This window comes from Amycolatopsis sp. NPDC049688 (assembly GCF_040674975.1).
Classification (GTDB): Bacteria; Actinomycetota; Actinomycetes; order Mycobacteriales; family Pseudonocardiaceae; genus Amycolatopsis.
On record NZ_JBFANY010000013.1, the window covers coordinates 98,331 to 121,511 of the forward strand.

The 23,181-nt window shown below is 73.9% G+C and carries 21 protein-coding genes; 10 read left to right on the top strand and 11 right to left on the bottom strand.

Annotated features, from left to right (window positions below; all coding sequences use genetic code 11):
* Positions 1-44: 44 nt before the first annotated feature.
* Together AB0J55_RS32860 and AB0J55_RS32865 are read left to right on the top strand one after the other, a co-directional pair.
* Positions 45-3,122, top strand: coding sequence for a BTAD domain-containing putative transcriptional regulator (locus tag AB0J55_RS32860; RefSeq protein ID WP_364257333.1), 3,078 nt, complete (start codon positions 45-47; stop codon positions 3,120-3,122).
* A 205-nt stretch (positions 3,123-3,327) separates the two neighbouring features.
* Positions 3,328-4,098: a GntR family transcriptional regulator gene (locus tag AB0J55_RS32865; protein ID WP_364257336.1), complete on the top strand. Its 771-nt coding sequence runs from the start codon at positions 3,328-3,330 to the stop codon at positions 4,096-4,098.
* Between the two features lie 4 nt (positions 4,099-4,102).
* Here AB0J55_RS32865 and AB0J55_RS32870 read toward each other — a convergent pair whose 3' ends face one another.
* The 4 genes from AB0J55_RS32870 to AB0J55_RS32885 are packed head-to-tail and all read right to left on the bottom strand — an operon-like array spanning position 4,103 to position 7,914.
* Positions 4,103-5,410: a hypothetical protein gene (locus AB0J55_RS32870; RefSeq protein WP_364257339.1), complete on the bottom strand. Its 1,308-nt coding sequence runs from the start codon at positions 5,408-5,410 to the stop codon at positions 4,103-4,105.
* On the bottom strand, positions 5,407-5,799 hold the full coding sequence (locus tag AB0J55_RS32875) for a PTS mannose transporter subunit IIAB (RefSeq protein ID WP_364257342.1): 393 nt from the start codon (positions 5,797-5,799) through the stop codon (positions 5,407-5,409). Before AB0J55_RS32875 ends, AB0J55_RS32870 begins: the two co-directional genes overlap by 4 nt.
* Positions 5,800-5,811: 12 nt before the next feature.
* Complete coding sequence (locus AB0J55_RS32880; RefSeq protein ID WP_364257345.1) at positions 5,812-7,431, bottom strand: PTS system mannose/fructose/sorbose family transporter subunit IID; 1,620 nt, start codon at positions 7,429-7,431, stop codon at positions 5,812-5,814.
* Between the two features lie 6 nt (positions 7,432-7,437).
* A complete protein-coding gene (locus AB0J55_RS32885; RefSeq protein ID WP_364257348.1) occupies positions 7,438-7,914 on the bottom strand; it encodes a PTS sugar transporter subunit IIB in 477 nt (158 codons plus the stop codon).
* Between the two features lie 447 nt (positions 7,915-8,361).
* Here AB0J55_RS32885 and AB0J55_RS32890 point away from each other — a divergent pair, with 447 nt between their 5' ends.
* Entirely contained in the window at positions 8,362-9,306 is a 945-nt protein-coding gene (locus AB0J55_RS32890; RefSeq protein ID WP_364257351.1) for an MBL fold metallo-hydrolase, read from the top strand.
* Here the strand turns inward: AB0J55_RS32890 and AB0J55_RS32895 are convergent.
* Positions 9,303-9,800 carry a MarR family transcriptional regulator gene (locus AB0J55_RS32895; protein WP_364257354.1) on the bottom strand — a complete coding sequence of 166 codons (498 nt, stop codon included), beginning with the start codon at positions 9,798-9,800 and terminating at the stop codon, positions 9,303-9,305. The genes AB0J55_RS32890 and AB0J55_RS32895 overlap by 4 nt on opposite strands.
* Positions 9,801-9,876: 76 nt before the next feature.
* Here AB0J55_RS32895 and AB0J55_RS32900 point away from each other — a divergent pair, with 76 nt between their 5' ends.
* Together AB0J55_RS32900 and AB0J55_RS32905 are read left to right on the top strand one after the other, a co-directional pair.
* Positions 9,877-10,800 carry an EamA family transporter gene (locus tag AB0J55_RS32900; RefSeq protein ID WP_364257357.1) on the top strand — a complete coding sequence of 308 codons (924 nt, stop codon included), beginning with the start codon at positions 9,877-9,879 and terminating at the stop codon, positions 10,798-10,800.
* A gap of 37 nt (positions 10,801-10,837) precedes the next feature.
* Positions 10,838-12,022, top strand: coding sequence for a glycoside hydrolase family 64 protein (locus AB0J55_RS32905; RefSeq protein WP_364257360.1), 1,185 nt, complete (start codon positions 10,838-10,840; stop codon positions 12,020-12,022).
* Here the strand turns inward: AB0J55_RS32905 and AB0J55_RS32910 are convergent.
* Complete coding sequence (locus AB0J55_RS32910) at positions 12,019-12,183, bottom strand: hypothetical protein (protein ID WP_364257363.1); 165 nt, start codon at positions 12,181-12,183, stop codon at positions 12,019-12,021. The two genes, AB0J55_RS32905 and AB0J55_RS32910, sit on opposite strands and share 4 nt — an antisense overlap.
* A 187-nt stretch (positions 12,184-12,370) precedes the next feature.
* Here AB0J55_RS32910 and AB0J55_RS32915 point away from each other — a divergent pair, with 187 nt between their 5' ends.
* Both AB0J55_RS32915 and AB0J55_RS32920 read left to right on the top strand, forming a co-directional pair.
* Positions 12,371-12,931, top strand: coding sequence for a sigma-70 family RNA polymerase sigma factor (locus AB0J55_RS32915; protein ID WP_364257366.1), 561 nt, complete (start codon positions 12,371-12,373; stop codon positions 12,929-12,931).
* The gene (locus AB0J55_RS32920; protein ID WP_364257369.1) at positions 12,928-13,374 is read left to right on the top strand and encodes a hypothetical protein; all 447 of its coding nucleotides are present in this window, start codon (positions 12,928-12,930) and stop codon (positions 13,372-13,374) included. Before AB0J55_RS32915 ends, AB0J55_RS32920 begins: the two co-directional genes overlap by 4 nt.
* On the opposite strand, the gene AB0J55_RS32925 is transcribed toward AB0J55_RS32920, so the two are convergent.
* On the bottom strand, positions 13,371-14,537 hold the full coding sequence (locus AB0J55_RS32925; RefSeq protein ID WP_364257372.1) for a S8/S53 family peptidase: 1,167 nt from the start codon (positions 14,535-14,537) through the stop codon (positions 13,371-13,373). The genes AB0J55_RS32920 and AB0J55_RS32925 overlap by 4 nt on opposite strands.
* Before the next feature lie 99 nt (positions 14,538-14,636).
* Here AB0J55_RS32925 and AB0J55_RS32930 point away from each other — a divergent pair, with 99 nt between their 5' ends.
* Positions 14,637-17,216: a CHAT domain-containing protein gene (locus AB0J55_RS32930; protein WP_364257375.1), complete on the top strand. Its 2,580-nt coding sequence runs from the start codon at positions 14,637-14,639 to the stop codon at positions 17,214-17,216.
* Positions 17,217-17,259: 43 nt separating this feature from the next.
* Positions 17,260-18,066 carry a lipase gene (locus AB0J55_RS32935; protein WP_364257378.1) on the top strand — a complete coding sequence of 269 codons (807 nt, stop codon included), beginning with the start codon at positions 17,260-17,262 and terminating at the stop codon, positions 18,064-18,066.
* Here the strand turns inward: AB0J55_RS32935 and AB0J55_RS32940 are convergent.
* The 4 genes from AB0J55_RS32940 to folP all read right to left on the bottom strand — a co-directional run bounded on the left by AB0J55_RS32940 (position 18,056) and on the right by folP (position 22,340).
* Positions 18,056-18,898, bottom strand: coding sequence for an ABC transporter permease (locus AB0J55_RS32940; protein WP_364257381.1), 843 nt, complete (start codon positions 18,896-18,898; stop codon positions 18,056-18,058). The two genes, AB0J55_RS32935 and AB0J55_RS32940, sit on opposite strands and share 11 nt — an antisense overlap.
* Positions 18,895-19,806: an ABC transporter ATP-binding protein gene (locus tag AB0J55_RS32945; RefSeq protein WP_364257384.1), complete on the bottom strand. Its 912-nt coding sequence runs from the start codon at positions 19,804-19,806 to the stop codon at positions 18,895-18,897. The genes AB0J55_RS32940 and AB0J55_RS32945 overlap by 4 nt, the downstream gene beginning before the upstream one ends.
* On the bottom strand, positions 19,803-20,930 hold the full coding sequence (locus tag AB0J55_RS32950) for a hypothetical protein (protein WP_364257387.1): 1,128 nt from the start codon (positions 20,928-20,930) through the stop codon (positions 19,803-19,805). Before AB0J55_RS32950 ends, AB0J55_RS32945 begins: the two co-directional genes overlap by 4 nt.
* A 513-nt stretch (positions 20,931-21,443) precedes the next feature.
* Positions 21,444-22,340 (bottom strand): dihydropteroate synthase, encoded by an 897-nt coding sequence (gene folP, locus AB0J55_RS32955; protein ID WP_364257390.1) that lies wholly within the window; start codon positions 22,338-22,340, stop codon positions 21,444-21,446.
* Positions 22,341-22,433: 93 nt separating this feature from the next.
* Between folP and AB0J55_RS32960 the strand changes: the two genes are divergently transcribed.
* On the top strand, positions 22,434-23,081 hold the full coding sequence (locus AB0J55_RS32960; RefSeq protein WP_364257393.1) for a rhomboid family intramembrane serine protease: 648 nt from the start codon (positions 22,434-22,436) through the stop codon (positions 23,079-23,081).
* The last annotated feature ends 100 nt before the right edge of the window (positions 23,082-23,181 follow it).

Genomic DNA, 23,181 nt, shown 5'->3' on the forward strand with positions numbered 1-23,181 from the left:
ACGGCACTTCCGTTCCGCTTCGGTCCGCCTTCCGGGGGTATCACGTGCGCTACCGCCTGCTCGGGCCGATCACCGTCCTCGGCGAAGGCGGCGCGGTCCGGCCCGGTGGCCGCAAACAGACGTCCGTGCTGGCCGCGCTGCTGCTCAACCCGAACCGGGTCGTCACCGAAGACCGCCTGATCGACCTGACCTGGGGCGCGGACGCGCCGCCGAGCGTGCGCGGGCGGCTCCAGGTGCACATCTCGGAACTGCGGAAGCTCCTCGGCCGGGACGTGATCGTGCGGCGCGCGTCCGGCTACCTCATCGAGGTCGCACCCGGCGACCGCGACCTCGACGTGTTCGACGACGAGGTCGCGCAGGCCAGGGCGACGTCCGGGCCGGACGCCGTCGCGCACCTGCGGGCCGCGCTGGCGCTGTGGGAAGGCGCCCCGCTCGGCGGGGTGAGCGAGGAACTGGCCCGGCACGAAGGCCCGGCCCTGGCCGAACGCCGGCTCGTCGCGCTGGAGGAGCTGTACGAGCAGGAGCTCGCGTCGGGGCGGCACGGCGAGGTCGTCGGGGACCTGCGGCGGCTCGTCGGCGAGCACCCGTTCCGCGAACGCCTCCGCGGCGCGCTGATGCTCGCGCTGCACCGCTGCGGCCGGACCCCGGAGGCGCTGGAGACGTACACGCGGGCGCACGAGCTGCTGGTCGACGAACTGGGCATCGAACCCGGCCAGGCGCTGCAGGACCTGCGGATGCGGATCCTGCGCGGCGAAGGCGAGCCGGCGCCGCCCACCGCCCCGGTCCCGCCGCGGCCCGCCGAACTGCCGCTGGACGTCCGCGGGTTCGCCGGCCGCGCGCCGGAGCTGGCCGCGCTCGACGAACCCGGCGACGTCTGGGTGATCACCGGCACCGCGGGCGTCGGCAAGACCGCGCTGGCCGTGCACTGGGCCCACACCGCGCGGACGCGCTACCCCGACGGCCAGCTGTACGTGAACCTGCGCGGCTTCGACGCCGACGACGAGCCGCTCACCCCGGCCGCCGCGCTCGCGCAGCTGCTGCGCACCCTCGGCGTCGACCTGCGGGACGTGCCGCCCGGGGTGGACGACCAGAGCAAGCTCTACCGGTCCCTGCTGGCCGACCGGCAGGCGCTGGTGGTGCTGGACAACGCCCGCGACACCGCGCAGGTGCTGCCGCTGCTGCCGTCGTCGGGCCGGGTCCTGGTGACCAGCAGGCACCGGCTCGACGAGCTGGTCGCCCGCGTCGGCGCGCGGTCGCTGGGGCTGGCGCAGCTGCGCGAAGACGACTCCCGGGCGCTGCTGACCGCGCTGCTCGGCGACCGGACGGCCGCCGAGCCGGAGGCGGCCGCCGAGCTGGCCCGCCTCTGCGGCCACCACCCGCTGGCCCTGCGGATCGCCGCGGCGAACACCGGCGTCGCCAGCATCGGCGAGCTGGTCGAGGAGCTGCGCGGCGATCCACTGGCCCACCTCGGCTTCGACGGCGAGAGTGCGGTCGCCAAGGCGTTTTCGGTGTCGTACCAGGCGCTGCCGCCCGGGCTGCGGCAGGCGTTCCGGCTGCTCGCGCTGGTGCCGGGCACCGACTTCACCGCCGTCGACGCGGCGGCGCTGCTGGACGCGCCGGCCGGGGAGGCGACCCGGCTGCTGCGCGGCCTGTCCGCGGCGAACCTCCTCGAAGCGCACGCGCCCCGCCGCTACCGGTTCCACGACCTCGCCCGCCGTTACGCCGAGCTGTGCGTCCGCGCCGAAGAGGACGAACCCGCGCGCGACCGGGCGTGGGAGCGGCTGTTCACCGGTTACTGCGCGGCCGCGGACGCGGCGGTGGCGCTGCTGGGCGCGCGGATCGTGGCGCTCCCCCGCGAGGACGCGCCGTCGGCGCCGAGCCCGGTGGTCTTCGCCGACGCCGCCTCGGCCGTGGCCTGGCTGGACGTCGAGGTGCCCAACCTGTCGGCGGCGCTGCGGCAGGCCGCGGCACGCGGGCCGTACCCCGGCGCGTGGTACCTCGCCGACGCGTTGCGGCGGTTCTTCCACGACCACGGCCGCCGCGCGGAGTGGCTGGAGCTGGCCCCGATCGTGCTGCGCGCGGCGCAGGACCACGGCGCGCGGCCCGCGGAGGCACTGGTGCAGCTGTCGATCGGCGGCGCGTACTTCCGCGAAGGCCAGCACGAAGCGGGCATCCGGCACTCGGAGAAGGCGGTGCTGGCGAGCCGGGCGTGCGGCTGGCGGCAGTGCGAGGCGACGGCGGTGGCGAACCTCGGCGCGATGCTGGAGTGGACCGGCCGGCTGTCGGAGGCCGTGGAGCACAGCCGGCGGGCGATCCAGCTGTTCCGGGAGCTGGCCAACCGGTCGGGCGAGGCGCTCGCGCTGAACTCGCTGAGCTGCCACTACCGCCAGCTGGGCCGGCTGGAGCAGGCGGAGGACTGCCTGGTCGAGGCGATCGCGCTGGCCCGCAAGGAGGACCTGGCGTTCTGGGAGGCGGCCAACCTCGCCGACCTGGGGCCGATCCTGCTGGCCACGGGCCGGCTGGCGGAGGCCGGGGAGGTGCTGGACCAGGCCTTGCGGGCGTTCCGCGAGCTGGGGTCCAGCTTCGGCGAGGCCACGGCGCTGAACGTAGTCAGCGCCCTCCGGATCGCCCGCGGCGACCACGACGAGGCGGCGGCCACGGCGGAGGCGGCCCTGGAGTGCGTCCGCCGCGACGGCGACCGCCAGGTCGAGGCGGCGGCGCTGATCGCGCTGGGCCGGGCGGAAGAAGGCCGGGGCGACCTCGACGCGGCGGAGCGCGTCCTGCGCGAGGCCAGGTCCCTGACGGCGGAGTCGGGCCTCCGGGGCCAGCTGGCGGAAGCGGCCGCGACGCTGGCCCGGGTCCTCGCGGCGGGCGGGCGGCCGGGCGAGGCGGGCGAACACGCCCGAACGGCGTTGGACGCGGCCCGCGCGGGCGGGTTCCGCGTGGTGGAGGCGGAGGCGCTGCTGGGCTTGGCGGCGGTCCAAGCGGCGGCGGGGCGGTCGATGCTGGCGGAGGGGACGGCCCGCGAGTCGCAGGCGCTGTACCGCGCGGTGGGACACGTGACGGGAGAAGCGGTGGCGGCGGAGTTCCTGGCGAGGCTGGGTGACCGCGCCACCGGCTGAGCGGGGACGCCTCCGGCCCCCCGTATCCAGCTTACCGGCGGCCACCGACAGTTCCGGGCGATCCGCCGCCGCCGGCGGGGTCCGGGTCAAGCCGGGTCAGCTCGCGGAAAAGCGGCTTTGCCGCACCTTTGCCCCGCCGCTCCCGAGCCCCGTCTCAGCCGCGGCGGGTGTTACCTCCGTGGGCGGCGCGCGACATACTGAAGTCATGCCCCGTCCGAAACACGTTCCCGCGAGCGATCTGCGCCTCCCGGACGCGCTGCAGCCGGGGCGGCCGAAGGGCGACCAGCTGCGGGAAATCCTGGAAAGCGTCGCGACCGAAGCCGGGCCCGGGCGGCTGATGCCGTCGGAACGGTTCCTCGCCGAGCACTTCCAGGTGGCCCGCGGCACCGTGCGGCAGGAGATCAACCGCCTGGTCGCGGACGGCGTCCTCTACCGCCAGCACGGCACCGCGACGTTCACCGCCGAACGGCAGGCCGCGCACATCGACATGCTGACCTCGTTCACCGAGGACATGCAGGCCCGCGGGGTGGTCCCGAAGACGAAGGTGCTGCACGCCGAGGTCGAGAGCGCCGGCCCCCGCATCGCCGGCCGGCTCAACGTGCCGCCGGGTGCGCGGGTGTTCCGGCTGGAACGGCTGCGGTACGTCGAGGACGAGCCGTTCGCCGTCGAGCGCACCAACCTGTCCGTCGACCGGTTCCCGGACATCGAGCTGTTCGACTGGGAAACCCAGTCCCTGCACCGCACCATCGAGGAACGCTGGGGCGTGCGGGCCGAATGGAACGACACCGCGATCTCCGCGGTGCTGCCGAACAGCCACGACGCGGCCCTGCTCGGCATCGAAGCCACCCAGCCGTGCCTGATCATCGAAGGTACCCTGCACGACCAGAGCGGCGGCGTCATCGAAGCCGGCCGCTCGCTGTACCGGGCCGACCGCTACACCGTCTTCACCCAGGCACGGCGCAGCCCGGCCGGCTGAGGGGTCAGCAGCCGGCCTGGTGGGCCCGCAGCACCTTCAGGCAGTGCTCCACCAGCACGTCCGGGGATTCCGGGCCGAACAGCGTCACGTACGACTCGTAGATCCCGTCGCGGTGGCCGTCGGCGTCCGGCAGGTAGCCCAGGTACCCGTCGGTGTAGCCGATCACCCGCGTGTGGCGGAACGGGCTGCCGCGGCGGATGCGCAGCCCCAGCGACGCGAACAGTTCGAACGGCGTGTGCAGCCACGCGATCTCCCCCAGCGACACCACGCTGACCGGCACCTCGGCGCAGCCGGTGGGCCGGCCGCCCGCCGCCATCGTCGCGAGCATCGCGCAGCCCTCGTAGCGGGTCTGCGCGATCCGGACCGCCGGGTGGTCCTCGCCGTGGCGGGCCAGCTCGCGCTGCCACTCCGCCTCCGCCGCCTCGCGCAGCTCCACGCTGTCCTCGAGCGACGGCACCTCGCGGTAGGGCAGGTGCAGCGTGGACCGGCTCAGCCGGACCGGGCCGGCCGCCGCGGCCGGCGACGACACCGCCGCGAGCGTGCGCGCGATCGACGTCGCCAGGTGGCCGCCGAGCGTGCGGACCTCGGCGTGGTCGCGGCCGCGGCGGACGAACCGGGAGCTGGCGTCGCCCGCCGCGCCCTGCAGGAACGCCGCGACCGGCTGGCCGACCAGGGTGGCCAGCTCGCGGCGGGTCGCCCCGGGCCAGTCCGCCGACCAGGCGAGGTTGTCCGGGCCGAGCACGGTGGGGTGGCTCGCGTAGTCGAACAGCAGCGCGGCCGGGCTGCCGTCGTCGCGGCGCAGTTCGAGGACGCCGAACGACGTGTCGTGCGGCCCGTCGGGCCGGTAGCGGTTGCCGCCGACGGCCTCGGTCTCGCCCGCGTGCCAGCGCGCCCGCACCCGGCCGCGGCAGGCGCGCAGCCGCAGCGCGGCGCCGGTGACCTTCTCCGCCATCCGGCCGACCAGCCCGGCGTCGCGCTGCCCGGGCAGGCCCGGGTGCAGCTGGCCGGTCCAGCCCTCGGGCCCGGAGTGCGTGTGCGACGCGCAGACCAGCACCCGGTCCGGGTCGATGTCCACCGCCGCGGCGACCGCGTCGGCCAGGGTGCGGGTCAGCCCGGCGTCGACCGCGAGCGCGTCCAGCGCCACCCACACCACGCCGGGGTCGTCCTCGGTGGACAGCCAGATCAGGGACGCCTCGAGGTCGTCGTGCGTGCCGGTCGCGACGCCGTGCCGGGCCAGGTACCCGCCGAGCCGGTGCCCGGGTCCCGGCGTGATCCGGACGTCCTGCGCGGCGAGCAGGAGCGCGGCGGTCACCAGGTCGATTCCAGGACGTCGACGACGCCGTCGCGGCCGGCGGCGCGGGCCACCCCGGCGAGCTCGGTGACGTCGTCGGTCGTGTGCAGCAGGACTTCCAGCAGCATCGGCAGGTTCAGCCCCGACACCAGCTCGATGCGCCGGCCGGGACCGGCGGCGAGCGCCCGGACGGCGTTGAACGGCGAGCCGCCGTGCAGGTCGGCGAGCACGAGCACGCCGGCGGCGTCGTGGGCGAGCTCGAGCACCCGGCGGCCGAACTCCTCGGGGCTGTCGCGCGGGCTCAGCTCGCACACCTTCAGCCGCGACTGCGGGCCGAGGATCATCTCGGCGGCCTCTCCGACACCGGAGGGCAGGCGGCCGTGACCGGCCAGGATGATCGGGACGGACATCGTGAGAACCCCCTAACTCTTCGCCGGGGCCGACGGCGCGAACCAGCCGAGCCACCCCAGGACGACCCCGGCGACGACGACGATGCCGATGACCCAGACCGGCCGCAGCCGGGCCTTGGCCGTCAGCAGGTACACCCCGGCGGTGACGAGCACCGGGAGCAGGAACGGCAGCAGCTCGTCGAGCCGGTCCTGGATCGCCACCGCCTGCGTCACCGGCTGCCCCTGGACCGTGGTGGTCTGCCGGTAGGTGAGGGTGGTGACGACCTTGACGATCGACGGGATGAACCCGCCGAGCACGACGAACCCCAGGACGGTCGCCCCCTGGGCGACGCGGGCGAGCGCACCGGCGGCCAGGTGCCCGGCCAGCCTCCTGCCCTCACGGTAGGCGAAGGAGAACTGCCAGCGCCGGATGAGCGCGTACGGCACGAGCACCATCACCGCGGCGAAGGCCGGGCCGAGCCAGTTGCCCTGCAGCGCCCACGACGCGCCCATGGTGAAGACGATGCTGTTGTACAGCGCGAACACGACGGTGTCGCCGATGCCGGCCAGCGGCCCCATCAGCGCGACCTTGGTGCTCGCCGCCGACTTCGGCGTGCCGGCTTCTTCGAGCGCGACGCTGGAGCCGAGGATCAGCGGGCCGCCGACGAGCACGGAGGTGTTGAAGAACTGCAGGTGCCGCTGCAGGCCGGCGACGTAGTCGGCCTTCTCGGGGTAGAGCCGGCGCAGCACGGGCTCCATCGAGTACGCGAAGCCGAGCGCCTGCATCCGCTCGTAGTTCCAGGAGATCTGACTGGACCAGAAGTACCGGCGGAACGCGCGGCGCAGGTCCTGTTTCGTCAGCCTCGCCTCCGCGGCGGGCTCTTCGGCCGCGGCCTCGGGGACGGCGAGCGCGGGTTCGTCGCGTTTCAGCGTCACGAACAGCATCGCGACCGCGACGCCGACCAGCGCGATCCCCAGGACCGGCAGTTTCAGGTAGGCGAACCCGACGAACCCGATGAGCAGCAGGTACCAGTACCGCGACAGCTCCATCATGCCGAGCAGCAGCGCGAAGCCGACCGCCGGCAGCAGCGAGCCGGCGAGCGTCATGCCCTGCACGAACCCGGCCGGGATGCTCGCGGTGATGTCCTTGACCAGCCCGCCGGACGCGGCGAGCGCGGCCAGGAACGTCGGGATCGCCCGCACCGCCACCCACGGGACGAGGCTGACCCAGTGGATCACCGCCAGGCCGCGCGCGTTGCCGTCGGCGGCGTAGCCGTCGGCCCGGTGCACCAGCGCGGTGGTCACCATCTTGCCCACCGGGTCCAGCGCCGAGAGCAGGATCGCCGCGGGCAGCCCGACGCCGATCCCGATCGCGGCCTGCGCGGCCGGGGCACCGGCGGCGCCCGCGGCCAGCGCGGTGCCGACGATCGCGCCGGTCTGGTAGTCCGGGATGGTGGCGCCGCCGTAGGTGTAGACGCCGAGCGCGGCCAGCTCCAGCGTCGCGCCGATCAGCAGGCCGAGCAGCGGGTGGCCGGTGATCAGCCCGGCCACCGAGCCGGCGATCAGCGGGCGCTGGGCGTAGATGAGGAACGGCCCGAGGCCGTCGTACGTGCAGTAGATCGCCCAGAGGGTCAGGGCCAACGCGACGAGCATGCGGAGCTAGAGCCCTTTCCGGTCGAGCAACGAGACGAAATCGGCGGGCTTGTCCTGCGGCAGCAGCTGCGTGACCAGCGGGATGCCCGCGGCGGCGAGTTTGCGGTAGGCGTCGGCCTCGTCCGCGGTGACCGCGACCGAGCGGGTGACCATCGTGCTTTTTTCACCCGGACGGGGGGCGACGTTGCCGACGTTGACGATCTCCGGCCGCAGCCCGCCCTCGACGAGCCGGAAGACGTCCTCGGGGTGTTTCGCGATGACCATGACGTCCGCGCCCGGCTCGGCGGCCAGCGTGGCCGCGACGGACAGGACGTCGGTGGGCAGCCCGCGGGCGGCCTGCGGGAGCAGCATCAGCTGGAGCTCGTCGGCGGCGACGTCGTCGTTGCAGACGACCAGCCGGCGGACGCCGAGCCGGCGGGTCCACACCACGGTGACCTGCCCGTGGATCAGCCGGTTGTCGATCCGGACGTGTGCCCCCGCCATAGTTCTCCTCCCGGCCGGCAGGAGACATACTGGTTCGTACCAGTATCTGTGTCAACACTGCCGGTGACCGGCCTTCGCGCGGCCGACGGAAGGACCCCTCAGACCTTCCGTCGGCCCGTGAGCGCGAAGTCCCCCTCTTTTTTCGGCCCGGACCCTCCCATAAAGGTATATACCAGTATGGACGGTCGTGATCGACTGTCAAGACCCTGGCCACGGCGAAATCCGAAAAATTCTCGGGCGGTCGCCCGACCGAAATTCACCGGGAATCCCCTGGGAAAAGTTCACCCGCCGGTGTCCGGTCCTGTCAGTGACAGCCGCCGGAGGCCGCTCCTAGGATCATATTGGTCTAGACCGCCTGCCGGCGCCCGGCCGAACATTCCCGGAGAATCCGCGCAACCTGGTCCGGTCACCGTCGTTAACCGCTTCGTCCGTTCAGGGGAGGAAAGCATGCCGGCCGTCAGATCGAACATCGTCCCGCTCCGGCACGCGCGGCCGGGAGTGGTGGCGTACGTGAAGAGCCCGGCCGAGTGGTTCGTCGCGAACAGCGGCTGGATCCAGGGCAGCGAGGGCGTCGCGCTGATCGACACCTGCGGCACCGAGCAGGCGACCCTCGAACTGCTGCGCGACGTCCGCAAGTACGCCGGCGAGCAGGAGCTCACGGTCGTCATCACGCACGCCCACGGCGAGCACCACAACGGCCTCGGCGTCGCCCTCCGCGACGGCGGCACGGCTTTGGCCGCGCCCGGCAGCCTCGACCTGGTCAAGGCCGGGCCGCAGACCTACGGCAACGTCTTCACCTACACGAGCTGGGGCGTGCTGGAGCCACCGGAACCGGAAGCGGTCCGGCCGGTGCCCGGCTGGCACCGGCTCGACCTGGGCGGCGCGGCGGTCGACGTCGTCGCCGTGCCGGGCGTCGCCCACACGGCAGGCGACCTGGTGGTGCACGAACCGCGCTCGGGCACCCTGTTCACCGGCGACCTGGTGTTCATCGGCGACACCCCGCTGGCGGTGCACGGCTCGATCCCCGGCTGGCTCGACGCGCTGGCCTGGCTCCAGGACACGTTCCGGCCGCGCACCCTGGTGCCCGGCCACGGCCCGGTGGCGACGCCGGGCCACACGGCCTTCCACGCGATGCGCGTCTACCTGGAGTGGCTGCTGGAGGCGACGACCCGCCAGTCGAACTTCTCGAGGCTGGCGAAGCAGGCGTCCCTGCGGTGGCCGAGCTGGCGCAACCCGGAGCGGCACATCGGCAACCTGATGCGCGCGTACGCCGACCAGCACGGCCGCAAACTCGACGTCGACCTGGCGATCGACGCCGTCCTGGCCGCCGCGGGCGGCCGCATCGACCTGGACTCGCTGCTGGGCGGCGAACCGGTCCGGCAGATCTCCTAGGACCCCGGGCCGCCCAGGCTCTCCAGCAGGGTCCGCAGCGTCGCGGCCAGTTCTTCGCGCTCGCCGGCGCCCAACGCGCCCAGGATGCGGTGCTCGGTTTCCACGTGGTCCGGCAGCACCCGGTCGATCAGCTCGCCGCCGGCGTCGGTCAGGGCCACCCGGACCCCGCGGCCGTCGGCCTCGTTCGGCGTGCGCTCGACCAGGCCGCGCGCCTCCAGCTTGTCGAGGCGCTGGGTGATCGCGCCGGACGTCACCATCGCCGAGCGCATCAGCTCCGTCGGGGTCAGCCGGTAGGGCGGCCCGCTGCGGCGCAGGGTGGCGAGGACGTCGAAGGACGCGCGGTCGAGGTCGTGGCGGGCGAACGTGCGGCGCAGCTCGGTGTCGACCAGCGCGCTGAGCCGGGACAGCCGGCCGATCACCGCCATCGGGGAAACGTCGAGGTCGGGGCGCTCGGCGTGCCACTGCTCGAGGACCCGGTCCACGTGGTCGGCCATCGGCACAGCGTAACGGATGTCTTAGCGATAAGTGAGGTGCTGGCCATTTACCTTAGCGCTGAGGTAATCTGTCTTAGTGCTAAACAACCGACTCGCCGTCCTCCTCGTCACCGCACTGGCCCCGGCCATCTGGGGCACCACCTACCTCGTCACCACCGAGTTCCTCCCGCCCGGCCGCCCGCTGCTGGCCGCCGTCATCCGCGCCCTGCCCGCCGGGCTGCTGCTGGTCGCGCTCACCCGGCGGCTGCCGAAGGGCGACTGGTGGTGGCGCTCGCTCGTGCTCGGCACGCTGAACATCGGCGCCTTCCTCGCGCTGCTGTTCGTCGCCGCCTACCGGCTGCCCGGCGGGGTCGCCGCCACCCTCGGCGCCCTGCAGCCGCTGATCGTCGCCGGCCTGTCCACCGGCCTGCTCGGCGAACGCCTGACCCGGCGGACCGTGCTCGCCGGCGTCGCCGGGGTGGCCGGCGTCAGCCTGCTGGTCCTGCAGTCGACCGCGCGGCTCGACGCGATCGGCGTGGCCGCCGCGGCAGGCGGCGCGGTCGTGATGGCCACCGGCGTCGTGCTGAGCAAGCGCTGGACGTCCCCGGCGCCGCTGCTGGCCACCACCGGCTGGCAGCTCGTCGCGGGCGGGCTGGTGCTCGTGCCGGTCACCCTGGCCGTCGAAGGCGCTCCGCCGGCGTCGCTGTCCGGGGCGAACCTCGCGGGCTACGCCTACCTCGCGCTGGTCGGCGCCGCGTTCGCCTACGCGCTGTGGTTCCGCGGCATCCGCGCCCTGTCCGCCACGCACGTGACGTTCCTCGGGCTGCTCAGCCCGGTCGTCGCGACGCTGCTCGGCTGGCTCGTCCTCGGCCAGCGGCTGACGCCGTGGCAGCTGCTCGGCGCGGCGATCGTGCTCGCCGCCGTGGTGGCCGCGCAGCTGAAGCCGTTGGGCCGGACGGGGGCTGATAAGTATCAGCCTTTGACAACCGCTCACCGGGACACCGACGCTGAAATGGTCTGAACAACTTGCGATCATCGGCCTCGACGAGGAGGCGCCCGTGCGCACGAAAACGTCCCTGTGGCAACGGCTTGCGGTGGTGGCCGGGGCACTCGCGGTGGTCGCCGCGACCGCCCCCGCCGCCGAGGCGGTCCCGGCGACGATCCCGCTCAAGATCACCAACAACTCCGGCCGAAGCGACCCCGTGTACCTCTACGACCTCGGCACGAACCTGGCGACCGGGCAGCAGGGCTGGGCCGACGCGAACGGCGGGTTCCACGCCTGGCCCGGCGGCGCGGTGCCGCCGATCCCGGCGCCCGACGCGTCGATCCCCGGCCCCGCGAACGGCCAGTCGATCACCATCCGGATCCCGAAGTTCTCCGGCCGGATCTACTTCTCCTACGGGCGGAAGCTGGTCTTCAAGCTCGCCACCGGCGGGCTGGTGCAGCCGGCGGTCCAGAACCCGTCGGACCCGAACGCCGACATCCTCTTCAACTGGTCGGAGTACACGCTCAACGACGGCGGCCTCTGGATCAACAGCACCCAGGTGGACATGTTCTCCGCGCCGTACGCGGTCGGCGTGCAGCCGGTGGGCGGCATGACCAAGAGCACCGGGCACCTGAAACCGGGCGGCTACAACGGTTTCTACACGGCGTTGCGCGGCCAGCCGGGCGGCTGGGCCAACCTGATCCGCACCCGCTCCGACGGCACGGTCCTGCGCGCGCTGGCGCCGGGCCACGGCATCGAGGCCGGCGCGCTGCCCGCGACCGTACTGCAGGACTACATCGACCGCGTCTGGACTAAGTACAGCTCGTCGACGCTGACCGTGACCCCGGTGGCCGACCAGCCGAACGTGAAGTACTACGGCCGGGTTTCGGGCAACACCATGAACTTCACCACCACCTCCGGCGGGTTCGTGACGGCGTTCCAGAAGCCGGACTCCGACAGCGTCTTCGGCTGCTACAAGAACCTCGACGCGCCCAACGACGTCCGCGGCCAGATCTCGCGCACGCTCTGCGCGGGCTTCAACCGCTCGACGCTGCTGACCAACGCGAACCAGCCGGACACCAGCTCGGCCGCGTTCTACCAGGACGCCGTCACCAACCACTACGCGCGCAAGATCCACGCGCAGATGGCCGACGGCAAGGCGTACGCGTTCGCCTTCGACGACGTCGGCCACTACGAATCCCTGGTCAACGACGGCAACCCGGCGACGGCCTACCTGACGCTCGACCCGTTCAACTAGAGCTTCACGACGACCGGCGCCACCGGCGTGTCCCCGAGCAGCTCGCCCGGGGCCGCGCCGGTGCGCACCGGCACCGGCAGCGCCCGGCCCTTCACCTCCGTCACCGGCTGCCCGCAGGCGACCAGGTCCACCACCAGCAAGACGAGCACGAAGGTCCGCACGAACCTCACCCCGATCCGTCTCCACCACTCCCACCGGGCACACGACGGCCCCCGGGCGGCGGTTCAGGTATTTCCCGGGCTTTCACCGGATCGGCTGAGCGGGGGGAAGACGCGAAGGAGTCCCCCGATGGCGTACCGGTCCGAAGGGCCGCTCTTGGTTAGGCTGAGCGGGGCAACCGGAGGTGAAGTGGACACCACGACCCTGCTCGAGGCGGCCGCGCGCGGCGACCAGGCGGCCTGGGACGCCCTCGTCGACCGGTACGCGAGCCTGCTCTGGTCGATCGCCCGCGCCCACCGGCTGTCCGACGCCGACGCGGCCGACGCCGTCCAGACGACGTGGCTGAAGCTCGTCGAAAACCTCGGCCGGATCAAGGACCCGGAGCGGCTGCCCGGCTGGCTGGCCACCACCGCCCGGCACGAGTGCCTCCGCCAGATCCGCCGCACCGGCCGGGAGCGCCCCACCGACGACCAGGTCTGGCAGAGCGAGCCGGCGCCCGGCCCGGCCGTCGACGCGGCTCTGCTGCTCGACGAACGCGACGCCGCGCTGTGGCGTGCGCTGGACAAGCTGTCGGACCAGTGCCGCCGGCTGCTGCGGGTGCTGATGGCCACGCCCCCGCCGTCGTACGCGGAGGTGTCGGCCGCGCTCGACGTGCCGGTCGGCAGCATCGGCCCGACCCGGCAACGCTGCCTGAGCCGCCTGCGCGAGCGGGCCGGCCAGGCCGGGCTCGGAACGGAGGACCGGACGTGACCACCGACGACGAGCTCATGGACGTCCTGCGCGCGGCGGCCGGCCGGGCGGACCCGGTGCCGGACCTCGTGCTGCGCCAGGCCCGCGCGGCCCTGACCACCCGCGACCTCGACGCCGAGCTGGCGGAGCTGGCCTTCGACTCGGACCTGGCGGAGGCCGGCGCGGTCCGCGCGGACGGCGAAGACGTCCGGCTGCTGTCGTTCGCGTCGGCGCGGGTGTCGGTGGAGCTGCAGGTGGAGTACGGCGCCGGCCGGGTCGCCCTGCGCGGCCTGATCACCGGGGCCACCGGCGACGCGGTCGTCGAGGTGGCGGGCGAACGCCACGTCCGCCCGATCGGCGAGGAAGGCTGGTTCACGGCGGCGGACCTGCCCCGGGGAGCGACCCGGGTGTCGGTGACCGCCGCGGACGGCACGACGGTCACCACCGGCTGGGCGAGCCTTTAGACGCCCGGTTCGAGCAGCCGGCCCTGCACGTACGGGACCCGAGTTTCGCCGTTCACATCGAGCAGGTGCACCACGGGGGTCTCTTCGCGGCCGGTCTCCGGCAGGCGGACCACGAGCTCGGCGGCGGCCGCCGCCGAGCCGGCGTCGGCCATCCTCGCCGCGATCCGGCCCGTGACGATCGCGGCCGAGAACGAGGTTCCGCTCCAGACGGCGAAACCGTTGTACTGCGGCGAGGCTTCGGCAGGCTGCGTCGGGTATCCCGGCCGGTAGTACGGGCCGAGCACATCGACACCCTGGGCGTACGCCGAAACCCAGGGACCGTAGTTGCTGAAGTCGGCCACGCGCGGCTTGGCCGGGTCCTCCGTCGGTTCGGCCGCGCCCACCGCGATCACGCGGGCGTGCGACTCGCCGGGGACCGCGGACTCGAGCGTGATCGCGGCCGGGTAGACCCGGCGCCGGCTGGACCGGTTCCCGGCGGAGGCGACCACGACCGCGTCGGACGGCAACCGGCGCAGGGCCGCCTCGATCGCCTTCGGCGGCTCGTCTTCCCAAGTGGCGCCGGAGAAGGACAGGTTGATCAGGGTGATGCCTTCTTCGCGCAGCTCGTCGATGGCGTTGGCGACCGCGAGGTCTTCGGCCGCACCGTCCGCCTTGTCGATCACCCCCTTCATGCGGACGCGGACCGCGGGCGGCACCTGCTTCAGCACCACCCCGGCGACGAACGTCCCGTGCGCGGCCGTGCCGGCCGGGTTCCCGTCCTCGCCGCGGTCCGGCCGGACGGTGTCCTCCGGGTCGTACACCACCCGGTTGCCGAGGTACGGGTGCGGCTCGCCGTGGTGCAGCAGGATCCCGGTGTCGATCACCCCCACCGTGGGGGCCGCGTCGGACGGGGGCAGCGGAGCCAGGTCGTGGGAGGTCGCCTTCGGGCGCAGGCCGGGTTCCGCCCAGATGATGCGGTCGAGGCCGAAGAGGTGGTTCGGGCCCGCGCCGCGGCGGCCCAGCGCGGCGAGCACCTCGGGCACCGGGCGCGGGCCGGTGAAGCGGCGCAGCGGGCCGGTACCCCCGGCCGGGTGGTAGCCGAACGCTGCCAGTTCCGGGCGGATCGCGGCACAATCGTCGGCATGGACCAGCAGTTCGCCGGCGCGGTGGCGGTATCGGGTCATGTGTCCCCCTCCGGGACCGATCATGGGTGAACGGGTCGGCAACCCGATCCGCGAACCCCTCCATCTGATACACACCGCCCGAAGCGGGCACAAGCGGCGATGACCGACGCCCTGGCGAAAGCCGTCGCCGCGGCGGACCTGGCGTTCACCGCTCCGGCCAAGGCGCGGGCGCTGGCCGAAGCGGCGCTCGACGAAGCGAACGGTCATGCCGAAGCCGCCGCCGTGGCCGAGCACGCGCTCGGCCTCGCCGGGGTGTCCACGGGCCGGCTCGCCGAGGCCGAAACCCGGCTGCGAGCAGCGGTCCGCCTGGCCGACGGCGCCGGGCTGCGGGAGCGGGCCGCCCAGACGCGCGGGGTCCTCGGGTACGTGCTGGCGCTGACCGGCCGCACCGCCGGGGCGCTGCGCGAACTGGACCGCGCGATGCCCGAGCTGACCGGGCCGGCAGCGGCGCGGCTGCGGATGCAGCGGGCCGTCGTGCTCACCGAAATCAGCCGTTTCGGTGACGCCGCCGCCGAGTTCGCCGCCGCCCTCGGCACGCTTCGCGCGGCCGGCGGGGACACCCTGATCGAGGCGACCATCCGCACCAACCGCAGCATCGTGCTGGCCCGGCTGGGCGACTGGCGGGGCGCCGAGGACGACCTGCGCCGCGCCGAAGCCGGCTTCGCCGCGACCGGCCACATCGGACGGACGGCGATGGTGTGGCAGAACCGCGGGCTCGCCGCCACGGTCCGCGGCGACGTCCCGGCCGCACTCGCCGCCTACGACGAAGCCGCGGCGCGCTACCAGGAGGCCGGGACCGACCCGGGCCTGCTGCCGATCGAACGCGCCGAGACGCTGCTGTCGGTCCGCCTGATCGCCGAGGCGCGCGAAGCCGCGACGGACGCCGTCGCGGAGTACGAACGCCGTCGCAACGCCGTCGACCTCGTCCAGGCGCGGCTGGTCCTGGCGAAGGTCGCCCTGCTCGACGGCGACCCGGAAACGGCGTTGCGCGAAGCCACGCGGGCGCAGCGGTCCGCGGCCCGGCAGCGCCGTCCGGGCTGGGCCGCGCTCGGCGGCTACCTGGCCCTGCGCGCCCGTCGCGACAGCGGGCTCCGGACGACGGCGATGCTCCGGTCCGGACAGCGCACGGTCGCGGCCCTCACCGGCGCGGGCTGGATGGTCGCGGCGCTGGACGCGCGGCTGATCGTCGCGTCCCTGGCCCTGGCGCTGGGCCGGCCGGCGGTCGCGGAGGCGGAGCTGACGGTCGTCGGCCGGGCCGGCCGCGGCGGCCCGGCCGAGCTGCGGGCCCGGGCCTGGCACGCGACGGCGTTGCTGCGGCTGGTGCACGGCGACCGCCGGGGCGCGGACGCCGCGGTGCGCGCCGGGGTCCGGGTGGTCGACCGGTTCCGGGCCGGGCTCGGGGCGAGCGAGCTGCGGGCCCACGCGTCGGGCCACGCGAGCGAGCTGACCGGGCTCGGGCTGCGGCTCGCCGTCGAACGGGACCACCCCGAAGCGGTGCTGCGCTGGGCGGAGCTGCGGCACGCCGGCGCGTTGCGGCTGCGGCCGGCCCGGCCACCGGACGACGAGGGCCTGGCCGCGGACCTCGCCGCGCTGCGCCAGATCGCCGTCGACCTCGCGGCCGGCACCGGCCAGGCGCGGACCCTGCTGCGCCGCCAGGCCCGGCTGGAGCGGGCGGTGCGCGACCGCGCCCGGCACGCCGGCGGAGTGTCCACATCGGACACATCGATCCCGGGCCGCGCGGCGCTCGCCGCGGCACTGGGGCCGGCGACGCTGGTGGAGTACCTGGAGCTGGACGGGCGGCTGTCCGCGCTCGTCGTCACCGGCGGCCGGGTGCGGCGATGCGAACTCGGCCCGGTCGCCGAGGCCGCGGAACGCCTGGACGAGCTGCGGTTCGCGCTGCGGCGCTCGGCGTTCGGCCTCGGCTCGTTCACGGAGCTGGCCGCCCGGACGGCCCGCCGCCTCGACGACCTCCTGCTGGCCCCGCTCCCGCTCGGCGACGGCCCGCTGGTGCTCGTCCCGACCGGGCGGCTGCACGAGCTGCCGTGGCCGGCGCTCCCGGGCTGCCACGGGCGTCCGGTGTCGCTGGCGCCGTCGGCGGCGCTGTGGCACCGCGCGGCGACGGCGCCGTCCGCGTCCGGCGGCGACCACGTCGTGGTGGCCGGCCCCGGGCTGCCGCACGCGGCCGCGGAGGCCGCCGCGCTGGCCCGCCGCTACCCGGGCGCCCGGCGGTTCACCGGCCGCACCGCGCGGGTCGAGCCGGTCCTCGCGGCCCTCGACGGCGCGGCGCTCGGCCACATCGCGGCGCACGGGGTGTTCCGCACGGACAACCCGCTGTTCTCGGCGCTGCGGCTCGCCGACGGCCCGCTGACGGTGTACGACCTGGAGCGCCTGGGCCGCCCGCCGCGCCAGGTGGTGCTGTCGGGCTGCGACTCGGGCCGCTCGGCGATCCACGCGGGCGACGAGCTGCTGGGCCTGGCCTCGGCCCTGCTGGCCCTGGGCACGACGAGCCTGGTGGCCACGGTCCTCCCGATCCCCGACGACGCGGGCCGCGCCCTGATGGTCCGCCACCACCGCCACCTGGCCGCCGGCCTGACCCCGGCCGCGGCCCTCGCCCGCGCCCAGGCCGAGCTCCCGGACTCCCCCGCCGCCTCCAGCTACGTCTGCTACGGCGCCGGCTGAAGTTTCCCGTGAAAGTGCCCGCGAGCCGGGTCATCATGGAGGGGTGCGGGTCACGGCTTGGTGGCGCGGGCTCAGCCCGCGGCGGCGGTTGATGCTGAGCAGCGTCGCCGCCGTCTTCGCCGTGGTCGTCGTCGCCGGGTTCGTCGTCACCTCCGGGACGAAGGCCGCGCCGGAAACCGGGGTTCCGGACCAGGACAAGCCCGGTCCCGTGCTGCTCGTCCCCGGCTACGGCGGTGGCCGGGACGCCCTGGAAACCCTCGCCGAGCGGATCCGGCAGGCCACCGGACGGCAGGCCGAGGTGCTCACCCTGGCCGGCGACGGCACCGGCGACCTCGTCGAACAGGCCGGCGTCCTCGCCGAAGCCGTCGAGAAGGCCTACGAGCAGGGCGCGCCTTCGGTCGACGTCGTCGGGTACTCCGCGGGCGGGGTCGTGGCCCGGCTGTGGGTCAGCCGGGAAAACGGCCGGCACCAGGCCCGCCGGGTGGTGACGCTCGGCGCGCCGATGCACGGCACCGGGCTGGCCACGGCGGGCGGCGCGCTGGTCCCCGGCGCGTGCCCCACCGCGTGCGTGCAGCTGGCGCCGGGCAGCAGCCTGCTGCAGGAGCTGGCCAAGCAGCCGGTCCCGCCGACCCTGCCGTGGCTGTCGCTCTGGACGGACCGGGACGAGACGGTGACCCCGCCGGACTCCGCCCGGCTCGACGGCGCCGTCAACGTCTCCCTGCAGCAGGTCTGTCCCGGCAACGCCGCCGCCCACGGCGACCTGCCCACCGATCCCGCCGTCACCGAAATCGTCCTGCAGGCGCTCGGCTCCACCCCGCTCGAACCGCCCGCGGAGTGCCTCAGCTCGTGACGTCCTTCGTCGCGAAGTTCGCCCACGCGGCCCCGAAGAACACCACGATGTAGCCGGCCTGCAGCAGCAGCCCGTGGTCGATGTTGCGCCACAGCACCGGATCGCGGAAGAAGTCGATCCACGACAGCCAGTAGTGCGTCGGCAGGTACGGCTTCACGGACGCGGCCGCGTCCAGGGTCTCCAGCACCGAGCTGATGATCAACGCGGCGAGCCCGCCCAGCGCGGCCCCCAGCGCCGAGTCCGTGACCGTCGAAAGGAACACCGTGATGGCGGCGAAGCCCAGCAGGGACACCACGATGTAGGTCACCGCGCCCAGCAGCCGCAGGCCGAGCGCGGACGAGCTGAGCGACTGCCCCGACAACGACGTCACCCCGGACGGCTGGCCGCCCGGGCCGGCGACGCCCGGGGTGCCGCCGGTGCCGAACAGGAACACCCCGAGCACCAGGGACGTCAGCACGACGATGACGATCGCCGCGGTCACGTACACGGCCAGCGCCACCATCTTCGCGGCCAGCAGCCGCGTCCGGCCGGCCGGGCGGACCAGCAGGTACCGCAGCGTCCCGCCGGACGCCTCGCCCGCGATCGCGTCGCCCGCGACCACCGCGACCGCGATCGGCAGGAACAGCGGCAGCACGAGCGCGAGCGCGGCCGCCGGGAACAGCGCGCCGTCGTTCACCACCGCCGACAGGAACGCCCCGCCCTGCCCGGGCGGCGGCGCGAAGTCGGCCGTGGCCAGGAAGACGCCGACGATCGCGGGCAGCAGGCACAGCAGCAGCACGCTGACCCACACCCGTGGCCGCAGCGCGAGCTTCCGCAGTTCGACGCCGATCATCCGGCCGCCCCGAACCGGTCCGAGCCCGGACCCGTCACGTCGAGGACGACCTGTTCCAGCGTCCGCTGCTCGGCGTGGATGGACGTCACGCGCACCCCCGCCTCGACGAGCAGGGCGTTCAGCGCCGCCGGGTCGTCGTGCCGGATGACGAGCCGGTCGCCGTCGCGGGCTTCGAGCTGCCCGTCGAGGACCGCGGCCGCCGCGGCGGGGTCCGGGGTGCCGACCAGAACCCGGCCGGTCGCCGCCCGCAGCGTGTGGAGGTCCTCCTCCAGCACCAGCCGGCCCCGGTCGACCACGCCGACGCGCGTGCACAGCTGTTCCACCTCGGCCAGCAGGTGGCTGGAGAGGAACACCGTGGTGCCGCCCGCGTTCAGCGCGACCAGCAGCTCCCGGATCTCCTTGATGCCCTGCGGGTCCAGCCCGTTCGTCGGCTCGTCGAGGATGAGCAGCCGCGGCCGCCGCAGCAGCGCGCCGGCGAGCCCGAGCCGTTGCCGCATGCCGAGCGAGTACGCCTTGACCGGCCGCTGGTCGACCCCGCCCAGCCCGACCTGTTCGAGGGCTTCGCCGATGCGGCGGCGCCGCGTCCGCCGGCCACCACCGCGCCCGGCGGCGTCGAGCAGGGCCAGGTTCCGCCGCCCGGACAGGTGCGGGTACGCGGCCGGTCCCTCGACGAGCGCGCCGACTTCGGGCAGCACGTCGGCGACCCGCCTGGGCACCGGTTTGCCGAGCACCTCGATCTCCCCGGCCGTCGCGTAGACGAGGCCGAGCAGCATCCGGACCAGGGTGGTCTTGCCGGAGCCGTTGGGGCCGAGGAAGCCGTACCGGTCGCCCTCGCGGACTTCGAGGTCGACCGCGTCGACGGCCACCGTGCGGCCGTACCGCTTGGTCAGCGCGCGCGTGACGATCACGGGCCGCTCCGGCGCAGCCGCGACAGCTCGTCGGCCACGGACTTCAGCACGGCCGGCGTCACGGTCCCGGCCAGCAGGTAGGAGCGCCGCGACACCGACGACCGCACGATGCCCAGCGACAGCGGCGTGATCGACAGCTGAACGACGTTGCCGGCGGCCAGCCTCACCTGCACCGCCCCGGCCTTCCCGGCGGCCTCGCTCGCCGCGTTGGCCACAGTCCGCGGCACGGCGATCACGGCGAAGGAGGCCAGCCCGGAGCCGTACAGCGCGGCGCCCTGAACACCCCCGAAGTCCGACGAGGCGACCGCCCGGCCGGCCAGCCGCGCCGGCAGCGGCACCTGACTGTAGGCACCGAGGGTGTCGGTGACGTCCGGAGCGCTCGCGACGGTGAACCCGGACCCGAGCACGGGCCGCGGCGCCTGGACGACCGGGGCCGTCTGCTCGAGCTGCTGGAACTCGGTGACCAGAATGGGCGAGTCCTGCCCCCGCGCGGTGAGCTCGACCCGCACCGCCACCCCGGTCGCCGGGTCGGCCCAGACATCCACCCGCCCGATGGTCGTGTCCGGATCGGCGGGCACCAGCCGGAACCCGGACGCGGCGACACCGGCAACGTTCCGCCCGGGCAGCGCACTGACCGGATCACCATGGGCGGCCCGCAGGATCCGCCGCGCCAGCTCGGGCGGCAGCAGGTCCCCGCCCCGCGGCAGCCGGACCCCGGGATCACCGATCAGCTCGGTGAGGGTGTTGTCGCCGTAGTCCCAGGTGTATTCCCCATCGGGCAGCCGGTAGACATCGTGCTCACCGGCGGTCCCGAGAATGTCGACCCGGTACCGATCGGGCCCGGCGTACCAGACCCGCATCGGCGTCCGCATCGAGAAGAGCGCGGTGACGGCGGCAAGGTTCGGCAGCTCGGGCAGGGCAAGCGAGCCGGCGCTTTCGGCGTAACCCTGATAGGGCCGTCCGGCGGAGCCGAGAACGAGGTCCCGCAGCCGAGCCGGATCGCCGACGGCCCCGGCAGGGGCAAGGGCGGCGACGACCGAAGGAGCGGAAACGAGAACGGCGGCCACAGCGGCAACGACCGCCCAGCGGCGCCGTCTTTCCCACCGCACGGGCGAGGGTGTCATCCGGCATCACCTCTTCCGTCCTTTGTACGCCATGGCAACGACAACGGCGCTCTGGCGAGACAGCCCAAGGGAACCGGCGGCCGGGAACGCGGACCGGCGGCCGGCAGCGGAAGCCGACCAACGACGTCACCAGACCTCCCCCGCCCCTCATCCTCAGCCGTCCCTTCAGCCGGCGGTCGGGTTTGTCAAGGCACGCTTTCCCGCCTTGACAAACCCGACCGCCGGCTGAAACTCCTACCGGAGGGGCGGGGGAGGTCGGACCCGCCCTGCCGCGGCAGAGATGAGCCACGGTAGATCTTTCTGCCGCGGCTTCAAAGAATGTCCTCGCCGGACGGGCAGGCTCTGGGATGACCCTTCGTTCCGCTGTCCCCTCGGCTTTGTGAGGTGGGCCGCTGGGGGGTCATCCCGTCGCCTGATTGAGGCCTATCACTTTGAGCCGGGCCCGCAATCTCGCGCTGTCACCCGCCCGTTTCGCTCTGTGTTGCGGGCCCGGCTCAAAGTGATTTGACGGCCTCAGGCGACGGGATGACCCCCCAGCTCCTTTGTCGCGAAGGTCGCGACCGCCTCTACCGCTTCCCTCGTCTCGCGGACGTTGTGCGCTCGGAACACCGCTGCTCCTGCCTGGGCTGCGATTGCCGTTGCCGCCAGCGTGCCTGGCAAGCGGTCCTTTGGCTCGACGTCCAATGTCTCGCCGATCAGGTCCTTGTTCGACAACGCCACCAGGACCGGCCAGCCTGTTGCCACCAGGTGGTCGAAGTTTCTGAGCAGCTCCAGGCCGTGGCGGGTGCTCTTGCCGAAGTCGAATGTCGGGTCGATCAGGATTCCGGCGGGTGGTACTCCTGCCTCGGCTGTGCGGGTGGCCGCCGCCGTCAGTTCGGCCACGACGTCCGCCACGACGTTGTCGTAGTGGGGCCAGAACGGGCGGTCCGGGGTGGGGGCCGGGTATGGGTCCGTGCGGACCGGCATGCCTCCGACGTGGGAACACACGTAGCCCGTGCCGAACTCCGCGGCGACCTCGACCAGCTTCGGGTCGGCGCCCGCCCAGGTGTCGTTCAGCAGGTCGGCGCCCGCTTCGCAGACCTGGCGGCCGACCTCGTGGCGCCACGTGTCGACGCTGATCACCAGGTCCGGGTGGCGGCGGCGGACCTCGGCGACGAACGGCACCACCCGCCGGCTCTCCTCCTCGACGTCGACCTCGGGGCCCTCGCCCGCCTTGACGCCGCCGATGTCCACGATGTCGGCGCCCGCGGCGACCGCGCGGTCGACCGCTTCGAGGGCCGCGGTGTCGGCGAAGGTTGCGCCCTTGTCGTAGAACGAGTCCGGGGTTCGGTTGACGATGGCCATGACCAGGGCGCGGTCGCCGGGCATGCGGCGGCCGCGGAAGACCGTCTCCGGCCGGTTGGACGTCATGCGCCCAACCCTGCCAGGTCACGGCTGGGTCCGGAACGCCGCGTCCGGGGCGGTCCGCCGGTTATTCTCGGCAGCACCGACGAGGGGGACGAAATGAGCGAGGAACCGGCCCGCAGCGAAGCCGAGACGATGATCGCCGAGGCCAGGAAGGCCCTCTTCGTCATGGTGGGCCTCCTGGCCGTGCTGTGGCTGGTGCAGATCGTCAACGCCGTCGACGACTACGGCATCGGCCGGGACCTCGGCATCGAGCCGCGGGACCCGGCGTCGCTGCCGGACGTGCTGACGTCGCCGTTCATGCACTCCAGCTGGGGGCACATCGAAGCCAACTCGGGGCCGCTGTTCATCTTCGGGTTCCTCGCCGCCTACCGCGGGGTGAAGAAGTGGTTCGCCGTCAGCCTGCTGATCATCGTCGCCAGCGGGCTCGGCGTGTGGTTCACCGCGCCGTCGAACACGGTCACCGTCGGGGCCAGCGGCCTGCTGTTCGGCTACTTCGGCTACGTCATCGTGCGCGGGCTGTTCGACCGGCACCCGATCGACATCGTGATCGGGCTCGTGATGGCGCTGTGCTTCGCCTACCAGTTCACCTCGCTGCTGCCCACCGACGAGCGGGTCAGCTGGCAGGGCCACCTGTTCGGGTTCGCCGGCGGCATCATCGGCGGCTGGGTCTTCCGCGACCGGCGCCCCAAGCCGGTCGCCGCCCCGGACGCGGCGACCACCCTCCTCCCCAAGGACCTCGGCTAGCGATCCCCGCGCGCAGCACCCGCAGTCCGACACTGAGCAACTTCGCGTCGCGCTGTGAAGACGCTGTGCGTCCGGCCCGCACCTTGTGAAGTCTCTGTGC